Below are 641 nucleotides of genomic sequence, written 5' to 3'. Positions count from 1 at the left end.
GCGGCGACCACGAGGATCGCGAGGTCGGTCACCTGCGCACCACGGGCACGCATGGCGGTGAACGCCTCGTGACCCGGGGTGTCGATGAAGGTGATCGCGCGCTCGATGCCCTCGTGCTCCGTCCACACCTGGTAGGCGCCGATGTGCTGGGTGATGCCGCCGGCCTCGCCCTCGATGACGTTGGTCTGACGGATCGCGTCGAGCAGTCGGGTCTTACCGTGGTCGACGTGACCCATGACGGTGACCACCGGCGGACGGATCTCGAGGTCGTCCTCGCTCTCCGCCTCCAGCTCGGCCTCGAGATCGAGACCGAAGCCCTCGAGGAGCTCCTTGTCCTCGTCCTCGGGCGAGACCATCTGGATCTTGTAGCCGAGCTCCTCGCCGAGCACCTCGAACGTCGCCTCGTCCAGCGACTCGGTGGCCGTTGCCATCTCGCCGAGGTTGAAGAGGATCGTCACGAGCGTGCCGGGCTGGACCGTGTAACCGGTCAGCGTCTCGATCTTGTCGGCGAAGTCCGCGATGGACGCGCCGCGACGCATGCGGATGGTCTCCCCGTTACCGCGGGTGACGTTGACGCCACCGACGACCGGGGCGCTCCGCATCTCGAATTCCTGCCGCTTCGCCCGCCGCGACTTGCGCTG

The 641-nt window shown here is 67.6% G+C and carries 1 protein-coding gene; it reads right to left on the bottom strand.

Annotation, left to right across the window (positions count from 1 at the left end; genetic code table 11):
- Positions 1 to 641, bottom strand: a 641-nt coding sequence (locus AUC47_RS11685; protein ID WP_143740734.1) for a GTP-binding protein, incomplete at both ends; no start/stop codon positions are given.

This window comes from Microbacterium sp. SZ1 (genome assembly GCF_002362255.1).
GTDB lineage: Bacteria > Actinomycetota > Actinomycetes > Actinomycetales > Microbacteriaceae > Microbacterium.
The sequence above is the reverse complement of the archived record's forward strand: the minus strand, read 5'-3'. Positions and strand labels throughout refer to the sequence as shown.